Source organism: Albidovulum sp., from assembly GCF_041919395.1.
GTDB lineage: Bacteria > Pseudomonadota > Alphaproteobacteria > Rhodobacterales > Rhodobacteraceae > Albidovulum.
On record NZ_JAYRTX010000025.1, the window covers coordinates 24,846 to 34,469 of the forward strand.

The 9,624-nt window shown below is 69.1% G+C and carries 11 protein-coding genes; 5 read left to right on the forward strand and 6 right to left on the reverse strand.

Annotated elements, in window-relative coordinates:
* The first annotated feature begins 103 nt into the window (after nucleotides 1–103).
* Entirely contained in the window at nucleotides 104–2,365 is a 2,262-nt protein-coding gene (locus ACMUOO_RS06410) for a glycosyltransferase family 2 protein (protein WP_301918999.1), read from the forward strand.
* Here ACMUOO_RS06410 and ACMUOO_RS06415 read toward each other — a convergent pair.
* Nucleotides 2,297–2,941: a GntR family transcriptional regulator gene (locus tag ACMUOO_RS06415; protein ID WP_301919000.1), complete on the reverse strand. Its 645-nt coding sequence runs from the start codon at nucleotides 2,939–2,941 to the stop codon at nucleotides 2,297–2,299. The genes ACMUOO_RS06410 and ACMUOO_RS06415 overlap by 69 nt on opposite strands.
* 114 nt (nucleotides 2,942–3,055) lie before the next feature.
* Here ACMUOO_RS06415 and ACMUOO_RS06420 point away from each other — a divergent pair, with 114 nt between their 5' ends.
* From ACMUOO_RS06420 to ACMUOO_RS06430, 3 genes are all read left to right on the forward strand, one after another.
* Complete coding sequence (locus tag ACMUOO_RS06420; RefSeq protein ID WP_301919001.1) at nucleotides 3,056–3,715, forward strand: pyrimidine 5'-nucleotidase; 660 nt, start codon at nucleotides 3,056–3,058, stop codon at nucleotides 3,713–3,715.
* 113 nt (nucleotides 3,716–3,828) lie between these two features.
* Nucleotides 3,829–4,068, forward strand: coding sequence for a hypothetical protein (locus ACMUOO_RS06425; RefSeq protein WP_301919002.1), 240 nt, complete (start codon nucleotides 3,829–3,831; stop codon nucleotides 4,066–4,068).
* A 71-nt stretch (nucleotides 4,069–4,139) separates the two neighbouring features.
* The gene (locus ACMUOO_RS06430; protein WP_301919003.1) at nucleotides 4,140–5,336 is read left to right on the forward strand and encodes a UbiH/UbiF family hydroxylase; all 1,197 of its coding nucleotides are present in this window, start codon (nucleotides 4,140–4,142) and stop codon (nucleotides 5,334–5,336) included.
* Here the strand turns inward: ACMUOO_RS06430 and ACMUOO_RS06435 are convergent, their stop codons facing one another.
* The 3 genes from ACMUOO_RS06435 to ACMUOO_RS06445 form a co-directional block, all read right to left on the reverse strand.
* Complete coding sequence (locus tag ACMUOO_RS06435; protein WP_301919004.1) at nucleotides 5,337–6,467, reverse strand: aminotransferase class V-fold PLP-dependent enzyme; 1,131 nt, start codon at nucleotides 6,465–6,467, stop codon at nucleotides 5,337–5,339. It lies immediately after the preceding gene.
* Nucleotides 6,468–6,539: 72 nt separating this feature from the next.
* Entirely contained in the window at nucleotides 6,540–6,998 is a 459-nt protein-coding gene (locus ACMUOO_RS06440) for an Lrp/AsnC family transcriptional regulator (RefSeq protein WP_301919005.1), read from the reverse strand.
* On the reverse strand, nucleotides 6,995–7,453 hold the full coding sequence (locus ACMUOO_RS06445) for an Lrp/AsnC family transcriptional regulator (RefSeq protein ID WP_301919006.1): 459 nt from the start codon (nucleotides 7,451–7,453) through the stop codon (nucleotides 6,995–6,997). The genes ACMUOO_RS06440 and ACMUOO_RS06445 overlap by 4 nt, the downstream gene beginning before the upstream one ends.
* A gap of 127 nt (nucleotides 7,454–7,580) precedes the next feature.
* Between ACMUOO_RS06445 and ilvC the strand changes: the two genes are divergently transcribed.
* The gene (gene ilvC, locus ACMUOO_RS06450) at nucleotides 7,581–8,603 is read left to right on the forward strand and encodes a ketol-acid reductoisomerase (protein ID WP_301919007.1); all 1,023 of its coding nucleotides are present in this window, start codon (nucleotides 7,581–7,583) and stop codon (nucleotides 8,601–8,603) included.
* A 39-nt stretch (nucleotides 8,604–8,642) separates the two neighbouring features.
* Here the strand turns inward: ilvC and ACMUOO_RS06455 are convergent, their stop codons facing one another.
* Nucleotides 8,643–8,777 carry a hypothetical protein gene (locus tag ACMUOO_RS06455; RefSeq protein WP_301919008.1) on the reverse strand — a complete coding sequence of 45 codons (135 nt, stop codon included), beginning with the start codon at nucleotides 8,775–8,777 and terminating at the stop codon, nucleotides 8,643–8,645.
* Between the two features lie 105 nt (nucleotides 8,778–8,882).
* On the reverse strand, nucleotides 8,883–9,545 hold the full coding sequence (locus ACMUOO_RS06460) for an SDR family NAD(P)-dependent oxidoreductase (RefSeq protein ID WP_301919009.1): 663 nt from the start codon (nucleotides 9,543–9,545) through the stop codon (nucleotides 8,883–8,885).
* Nucleotides 9,546–9,624: the final 79 nt, after the last annotated feature.

Consider the following 9,624-nt stretch of genomic DNA (forward strand, 5'->3'; position numbering starts at 1 on the left):
AAGCCGGAATGCCGCGCTTTTTCCGCGACTTCGCCGGAGTTCGTTAACCCGGCGTTAACCCTGCGGACGGAGGCTCGGGCCAGCGCTTCCCATCCAGGCCGCCATGACGCCCCCCGCACCGCATCTCCGCCTCGTGTCGACCGATGCCGCGCCCCGCGCCATGGCGACGCTGCCGGTCTTCGGCCCGCGCGCCGTCTCCCGCAGGGGCGCGAACACGCGCAAGCCGCTCGGCCAGATCCTCATCGACATGAAGGCGGTGGAGCCCGGCAACATGCTGAAGGCGCTTGCGCTTCGCGACCGGGAGGAGGCGCGGATCGGCGACATCCTCCTGACCCACGGCTGGGTGAGCGAGGTCGACCTCATGGCAGCACTCGCACTCCAGTGGGGCGCGAGGACGGTGGACCTCTTGGCCGAGGCGCCGGACGCAAGGCTCATCGACAGGCTCGGGCCGGAGTTCTGCCTTGCCCACGGGCTCCTGCCCTGGAGACGGATCGGCGGCGCAACGGTGATCGCGACCGCGCGGCCGGAAGACTTCGCACGGGTCCGCGGCCTCCTGCCGCCGGGGTTCGGCCCGGTGATGATGGCGCTCGCACCGGAACGCGACGTCCATGCCGCGCTGGTCACCACGCGCCAGACGGCGCTCGTCCGCAAGGCCGAGGTTCGGGTCCCGGCCGCGGAAAGCTGCCGCACGCTGGACCCGGCGCGCGCGAAGGTCGTGGTCGCCGTGGCGGCCGGGCTGATCCTTGCCGGGCTCTTCGCGGCGCCGGCGCTCGTGCTCGGGCTCTTCTCCGCCTCTGCGGTCCTGACGCTTGCGGCCTTCGCCGGGTTGAAGGCAATCGCGGCTGTGGCCGTGGTCCGGGGGCGGCGGCGCGAGGCTGCGGTCGGCCGGCCGCCGCTTCCCTTGCCGGCACGGCTTCCCGTCGTCTCGGTGATGGTGCCGCTCTTCCGCGAGGACGACATTGCCCCGCGCCTCATCCGCCGCATCGGCCGGATCGACTACCCCAAGGAATTGCTCGACGTCCTGCTCGTGGTGGAGGAGGACGACCTGGCGACGCAAGGGGCCTTGGCGCGCCGGGTGCTTCCGCGCTGGATGCGGGTCGTCATCGTGCCGCGCGGGCCGATCCGGACCAAACCGCGCGCGCTGAACTTCGCGCTCGACTTCTGCCGCGGTACCATCGTCGGCATCTGGGATGCCGAGGACGCGCCGGACCCCGGGCAGATTCATGCCGTCGTCCGCCGCTTCGCGGCCGCGCCGGCCGAGGTCGTCTGTCTTCAGGGCATCCTCGACTTTTACAACGCGCGCCACAACTGGATCACGCGCTGCTTCGCGATCGAATACGCGGTCTGGTTCCGCGCCATGCTGCCCGGCCTCGCCCGGCTCGGCCTCGTCGTGCCGCTGGGCGGCACCACGCTCTTTTTCCGGCGCAAGGCGATCGAGGACCTGGGCGGCTGGGACGCGCACAATGTCACCGAGGATGCCGACCTCGGCCTGCGTCTCGCGCGCCACGGGTACCGGACCGAGCTCATCGACACGGTGACCGAGGAGGAGCCGAACTCCCGCCCTGTCGCCTGGATGAAGCAAAGATCGCGCTGGCAAAAGGGTTTCGCCATGACCTGGGCCAGCCACATGCGCGATCCTGTCCGGCTCTGGCGCGAGCTCGGACCGAAGCGGTTCCTCGGCATTCAGGTCCTGCTTCTGGGGTCGGTCAGCCAGTCGCTTCTCGCGCCGGTGCTCTGGACGTTCTGGGTGCTGGCCTTCGGCCTTCCGCACCCGGTTGCCCGGACGCTTCCCCCGGCCGTGCTCGCGGCGCTCGCCACGCTCTTCGTCGCGGCAGAGGCCGTGAATGTCGCCGTCGGGCTCTGGGCCACGCGAGGGCCGGGGCACCGGCACCTGATGAAATGGGTGCCGAGCCTGCATTTCTATCTGCCGCTCGCCTCGCTTTCGGCCTGGAAGGCGCTCGCGGAATGCGTGACGAGGCCCTTCTACTGGGACAAGACGGCGCATGGCGTGGTCGAGGCCCGTGCCGGTCAGGCTGAGCTTCTGCCGGTCCTCGTGCTCGCCGACCCGGTCCATGTGCCCGCGACCCCGGCCGGCCCGGTCGTGCCCGTCCCGGCACCCGCATCCCGGCCGGCACGGCTCCACCTCTCTGCGCCGGCCAGGCTGCGCGACAATGAGGGAGCGGCGCAAACCCGCCCGGCGCGGCTGGTTTATCCCCCGCTCCTGACCCTTGTCAGCGACCGCGATGCCGGCGCCGCGACGGCCCGCGCGGCGCGGCGTGCGCCCTACGTCCTCGGTTCAACGATCGCCGGCCTTGCCCTTGACCGTCCCGGCATCGAGTTTCAGCCGCGTTTCGAAGGCTTTTGAGATATGCGCCCTGAGCGCGGCCTGCGCGGCCTCGCCGTCGCCCGCCGCGATCGCCCGCACGAGGTCCGCGTGTTCGGCCAGCGCCGCCTCCCCGCGACCCTCGGCGGCCAGCGAGGTAGAGGCGAGCAGCGCCATCGAGCGGTGCACGAGGTCGAGTTGCTGGACGAGGTAGCGGTTGTGCGAGGCGAGGTGTATCTGCTTGTGGAACCTGCGGTTGGCGCGGGAAAGCTCGGCCGGGTCATCGACGATCGTCCGGTCGGCCTCCACCATCTCGCTCAGCACCCGGATTTCCTCGGGCGTCGCATGCTTTGCCGCGAGCCGCGCCGCGAGGCCCTCAAGTTCGGCGCGCACGACGTAAAGCTCGGCAAGCTGGTTGTGGTCGAGCGATGCGACAATCATCGACCGGCCGTCGCGCGTCAGCATCGACTGCGTCTCGAGCCGTTGCAGCGCTTCGCGCACCGGCGTGCGCGACACGCCGAACCGCTCGGCCAGTTCCGCCTCGACCAGTCGGTCGCCGGGGCGGTAAATCCCCTGGTCGATCGCTTCGAGGATGAGCGTGTAGGCATCCTTCTGCATCTTAATCCCTTCCCGCCCCCCGCGCCGACCGGCGGCGCGAGAGCCTAGGCGGCGCGTCCGGCGATGGCAAGGCGGTCGATTGCTCCGCCGGGCGGCCGGGTGTAGTCAGGCACCATGCACGGACGTCCTTCTCCCACCGCCGCCTTCGCCCATGTCGAGACCTGGGTCTTCGATCTCGACAACACGCTCTACCCTCCCGCCGCGCGACTCTTCGACCAGATCGAGGCACGCATGACGGCCTACGTCATGCAGTCGCTTGGCGTCCCGCGCGAGGAGGCCGACCGGCTCCGCGCCGACTACTGGCGGCTCTACGGCACAACGCTCGCCGGGCTCATGCACGAACACGGTCTGGACCCGGTGCCCTATCTGGAAGACGTGCACGACATCGCGCTCGATCACCTCGTGCCCGACCCCGCGCTCGCCCAAGCCATCGGCGCGCTCCCCGGCCGGCGTGTCGTCTACACGAACGGCTCGGCGCCATACGCCGCCCGCGTGCTTGACGCGCGCGGGCTTGCAGGCGTCTTCGACGCGGTCTTCGGGGTGGAGCACGCAGGCTTCCGCCCCAAACCCGAGCGGCGGGCCTTCGAGACGGTCTTCGCCTCCGCCGGGATCGACGCCGTCCGCGCGGCGATGTTCGAGGACGATCCGCGCAACCTCGCCGCGCCGCACGCGATGGGGATGCGCACCGTCCATGTCGCCCCGGCGCCCGAGCCGGCGCCGCATATCCACCACCACACCGACGACCTCGCCGGCTTCCTCGCCCGGCTGCGCTGAAGCAGGCTGCCCCCCTCCCCGCACCGCGGTCGCCCCCCACCCCTGCGGCATTCCGACCGGTTGCGCCCCGGGTGCGCCGACCCCATCTGCGGGCGAGCGAACAGGAGACACCCATGACCACACGCCCCGAGGCGCCGCGCCTGCCCTGGTACTATTCGATCCCCCTCTTCGGCTGGATTGCCCGCGATCTCGTCCACGGAACCCGTGACAACCTGCTCTATTTCCTCGTCATCCTCGTCACCCTGCTCGTCCTCGCGGTGAAGACCTGGGGGCTGGTCGCCCTGACGATGGTTGCGCTGGCCGCGGTGCCGGTCTGCTTTGCGCTGCTGATCCTCATCTCGGTCGGCAAGTAGCGCCGGCGGCGCCCTCGCGGTTGCAGCCCACCCCGGCCGGGCGATAGTGTCGCGAAAAAGCCGGAGGGGCCATGATCGAAACGACGGACATCCTGATTTCGGGCGGCGGCGTCGCCGGGCTTACCGCAGCCGCGGCCTTCGGCTCGGCCGGGTTCCGGGTGATCTGCGTCGATCCCGCCCCCCCGGTCACGGAAGAAGCCGGGACGGGCGCCGACCTGCGCACGACCGCCTTTCTGCAACCCTCGCGTCGGGTGCTGGAGGCGGCCGGGCTCTGGGACCGTATCGCCCCCCATGGCGCGGCGCTCAGGATCATGCGGATCGTCGATGCCGGGGGCGATCGGCCCGAACCCCGCATCGTCAAGGATTTCGACGCGGCCGAGATCGGCGACGAGCCCTTTGGCTGGAACTTCCCGAACTGGCTCCTGCGGCGCGAGACGGTGGCGCGGCTCGGCCTTCTGCCGAATGTAGCGTTCCGCCCGGGCATCGGTACGCGGGCGGTCTTCACCCGCGCGGGCGAGGCGCGCGTGACGCTTTCGGACGGCGGCCAGGTCTCGGCCCGGCTCCTCGTCGCTGCCGACGGACGGGCGAGCCCTGTGCGCGAGGCCGTGGGCATCGGCGTCAGGACCATCCGCTACGGCCAGAAGGCGCTGGCCTTCGCCGTCACGCACCCGATCCCGCACGACAACGTCTCGACCGAGATCCACCGCTCAGGGGGGCCCTTCACGCTGGTGCCGCTGCCCGATCGGCAGGGCTTGCCCTCCTCGGCCGTGGTGTGGATGGAACGGGGGCCCGAGGCCGTGCGACTCTCGAGCCTTCCGGTACCGGAGTTCGAACGGGAAATGTTCGCCCGTTCCGCGGGCATCTTCGGCCCCCTGACCCTTGTCACGCCGCGGTCGGTCTGGCCGATCATCGCCCAAATCGCCGACCGCTTCGACGGCGAGCGGACAGCACTTCTGGCCGAGGCGGCGCATGTCGTGCCGCCGATCGGGGCGCAGGGCCTGAACATGTCGCTCGCCGATCTTGCCTGCCTGCTCGAGCTTGCCAAGGCATCGCCCGACCGTCTCGGCGACCGCGCCATGCTCACCGCCTACAACCGCCGCCGCTGGCCCGAGGTGAAGGCGCGGGTGACGGGCATCGACCTTCTCAACCGCGCGTCGATGCTGTCGGCACAGCCGCTCCGCGACCTGCGGGCGGGGGCGCTCAATGCGCTCTACTCGCTGAAACCGGTGCGCGCCACGCTGATGAAGGCCGGGCTCGGGATGCGCTGATCAGCCAAGTGCTGCGTCGAGCGCCCGCTTGACCCGCGCCACGGTGCCGTCCACGTCGTAGAGCTTGTCGAGCCCGAAAAGGCCGAGGCGGAAGCTGCGATACGCCTCGCCCTCGCCCACCTGCAGCGGCACACCGGCGGCGATCTGGATCCCCTTTGCCAGAAACTTCCTGCCGTTCTGGATGTCCGGATCGTCGGTGAAGCTGACGACCACGCCCGGCGCGCCGAAGCCCTCGGCCGCGACCGACCGGATGCCGCGCGAGGCAAGTTCCGCCCGCACCGCGTTGCCGAGCTTCCACTGTGCCTCGCGCAGACGCTCGAACCCGTAATCCCTCGTCTCGACCATCGTGTCGCGGAAGGCCCGAAGCGCATCCGTCGGCATGGTCGCGTGATAGGCGTGACCGCCTGCCTCATAGGCCGCCATGATCTGGCGCCATTTCTTCAGGTCCAGCGCGAAGCTCGACGAGGTCGTGCCCTCCATCCGGTCAAGCGCCGCCTGCGAGAACATGACAAGCCCCGCCGAGGGCGAGGCCGACCAGCCCTTTTGCGGCGCGGAGATCAGGACATCGACGCCGATTTCCTTCATGTCCACCCAGACGCAACCGCTCGCGATGCAGTCCAGCACGAAGAGCGCGCCGGCTTCGTGCGCCGCCTTGGCCAGCGCCTTGAGATAATCGTCGGGCAGGATCATCCCCGACGCGGTTTCGACATGGGGCGCGAAGACGAGATCGGGCTTCACCTCTGCGATCTTCGCCGCCACCCCCTCGATCGGCGCGGGCGCGAAGGCGGCGTCGGCGGCATTGCCCGTCCGCCGCGCCATCTCGACGAAGGTCTCGCCCGCGAAGCCGCCGGCCTCGAAAATCTGGCTCCAGCGGTAGGAGAACCAGCCGTTGCGCACGATCAGCGCCCTTGCCCCGCCACCGAACTGGCGCGCCACCGCCTCCATTGCAAAGGTGCCGCCGCCGGGAACAAGGGCGACGGCTTCGGCATGGTAGACCTCGCGCAGGGTCGCCGCGATGTCGCGCATCACCTGCTGGAAGGCCGCGCTCATGTGATTGAGCGAGCGGTCGGTGAATACGACCGAGAATTCCTCGAGCCCGTCCGGGTCGATTGTGGGAAGAAGTGCTGGCATGGAATCCTCCTGTACCGTTGCAACCGGAGTAGCGCAGCCCCGGCCCGGAGGCAAAGCCGAAGCGCATCGGGGTCAGCCGAGCGGGCCGGGGCGGCGTTCCTCGCCGAGAAGGACATTGGCCTCGACATTGCCGATGCCGGGCAGGGTCATGATCCGGCGACGGAGGACACGCTCGAAATCGGCAAGGTCGCGCGCGGTCACGCGAAGCCGGTAATCGTAAAGGCCAAGGACATGCTGGACGACCTGCACCTCGGGGATCGCGGTGACGGCACGCTCGAAATCCTCGAGCCCGACGCGGCCCTTGGTGGCGAGCTTGACGCCAAGAAAGACGGTAACGTCGAAGCCGAGCTTTTCGGCATCGAGGTCGACACGCCGGCTGGCGAGGATGCCCGCCTCCTCGAGCCGCCGGATGCGGCGCCAGGCGGCGGGCTGCGACAGCCCCAGCGCGCGGCCGATGGCACCCGCGCTTCTCGTGGCGTCGGCCACGAGGGCGCGCAGGATGGCGCGGTCGGTATCGTCGAGGTCGATCACAGCGGCAGGCTCCCGGTGTCCTTGATCGTGGAGACGAGCATCAGGCTTTCGATGTCGGCAATATGCGGCAGGGTCAGGATGCGGTCGCGGTAGATGTGCTGGTAGTGCCCCATGTCGCGGGCGATCACGTTCAGCCGCACGTCCACGCGGCCGAGGAAGGTCTGGATCTCGATCACCTCGGGCACGTCACGGGCGGCGGCAAGGAACTCGTCGAAGGCGCGCGGATCGGTCTTGTCGAGGGTGAAGCGAAGCGAGACTTCCACCGCCCAGCCCAGGCGCCGCCAGTCGATCACGGCGTGCTGCCCTTTCAGGATGCCGGCCTCGGCCAGCCGTTCGAGCCGCCGCCAGCAGGTCGCGGCGGTCACGCCGGCCCGCTCGGCCAGTTCGGCGGTCGCAAGGCCGGGATCGGCCAGAAGCTGGCGGAGGATGCGTCGGTCGGTGTCGTCGATATGCATGAAAATTATGGAAATGACCTATTTCGCGAATGGCTTTTCGCATATCGTCCAGGTTTCGTCAAACTTTGCGCCGGAAATCCCCGCCCTGTCTCTATGCTGCCGCCAGCAACGGAGAAAGGACCACGCCATGCGCGTCTATTACGATCGCGACTGCGACATCAACCTCATCAAGGACAAGAAGGTCGCCATTCTCGGCTATGGCAGCCAGGGCCATGCCCACGCGCTGAACCTGCGCGATTCCGGCGCCAAGAACGTCGTCATCGCGCTCCGCGAAGGCTCCCCCTCGGCGGCGAAGTGCGAGAAGGAGGGCCTCAAGGTCATGGGCATCGCCGAAGCCGCGAAATGGTGCGACCTGATCATGTTCACCATGCCGGACGAGCTGCAGGCCGCGACCTACAGGAAATATGTCCATGACAACCTGAGGGAAGGCGCGGCGATCGCCTTCGCCCACGGTCTCAACGTCCATTTCGGGCTGATCGAGCCGAAGCCCGGCGTCGATGTCATCATGATGGCGCCGAAAGGCCCCGGCCACACGGTGCGCGGCGAATACGTCAAGGGCGGCGGCGTGCCCTGCCTTGTCGCGGTCCATCAGGATGCCTCGGGCAAGGCGATGGAGCTTGGCCTCTCCTACTGCTCGGCCATCGGCGGCGGCCGGTCGGGCATCATCGAGACCAACTTCCGCCAGGAATGCGAGACCGACCTCTTCGGCGAGCAGGCGGTGCTCTGCGGCGGCCTCGTCGAGCTGATCCGCATGGGCTTCGAGACGCTGGTCGAAGCCGGCTACGAACCCGAAATGGCCTATTTCGAGTGCCTGCACGAGGTGAAGCTGATCGTCGACCTGATCTACGAGGGCGGCATCGCCAACATGAACTACTCGATCTCCAACACCGCCGAATATGGCGAGTATGTCTCGGGCCCGCGCATCCTGCCCTATGACGAGACCAAGGCGCGGATGAAGGCGGTCCTGCGCGACATCCAGACCGGCAAGTTCGTGCGCGACTTCATGCAGGAAAACGCCGTCGGCCAGCCGTTCTTCAAGGCCACGCGCCGCCTGAACGACGAACACCAGATCGAGAAGGTGGGCGAAAAGCTGCGCGCCATGATGCCCTGGATCTCCAAGGGCAAGATGGTCGACCGCTCGCGGAACTGACGCGGCTGCGAAGGGCCGGGAACAGCCGGCCCTTCGCGCTCACGGCCTCTCGCCCGCGTCGCGCCGCGTGAGGACCGTTTCGGCCCCCCTCAGGATCGCGGTCTGCTCCGCCTCGTGCCGCTTCTGCCAGCCGCGCCAGATCACCGCCATGCGGGGATGGGCGCCGAGGCGCACGCAGTGGCGTTCGGGAAAATGCCAGCATGGCGCTGTGAAGGAACAGGCCCCCGGGCCTGCACTGGGTCTTGGCGGGGTCACCGAGGACGAGGACGCGACGCGGCCTCACCAAGGGATCGGCTTTCCGGCATAGTCGAAGAATCCGCCACTGTCTGCAGGGTCGAGAGAATCGAGGACGTCGACAAGCCGGGCAGCCGCGACCGAAGGCGGATCGGACGGCAGCGCACCGCCGTATTTCAGCGACAGTGGCGTGGCCACGTGACCGGGATGGAGCGCAGCGATCACGGCACGGGGATGTGTCCGGGAAATCTCGACCGCGGCCGTGCGCAGAAGCTGGTTCAACGCCGCCTTGGCGGCCCGGTAGCTGTACCAGCCGCCGAGCCGGTTGTCGCCGATGGAGCCGACGCGGGCCGAGAGCGCGGCGAAGCGGCAGTCGGCATCGCGCGGCATGAGGCGGAGGGCGTGCTTGAGGACGAGGGCGGGCCCCGCCGCGTTCAGCGTGAACTGCCCCGCCATGGCTTCGGCCGAGAGCGCACGAAGGCTCTTCTCCGGCGGGGCATCCTGAAGCTCGAGCGCCCCGGTCGCCACGAAGATGCGGTCGAAGGGACCTTCGAGCGCGTCGAGCGTTCGTTCGATGCTGGCCTCGTCGGTGAGGTCGAGGCCATCGTCGCGCCGCGACACTCCCCTAACCTTGGCCCCGCGCGCCGCATAAGCGGCGCCGAGCGCCGCTCCGATCCCGCCGCTGCTGCCGATCACCAGTACCCGCATGACACGCGCTCCTGCTCCGCTGCCCCTGAAACGCAGGAGACGCGCCGTCGGATCACATTTCCGGGCAATTCAGATGGAC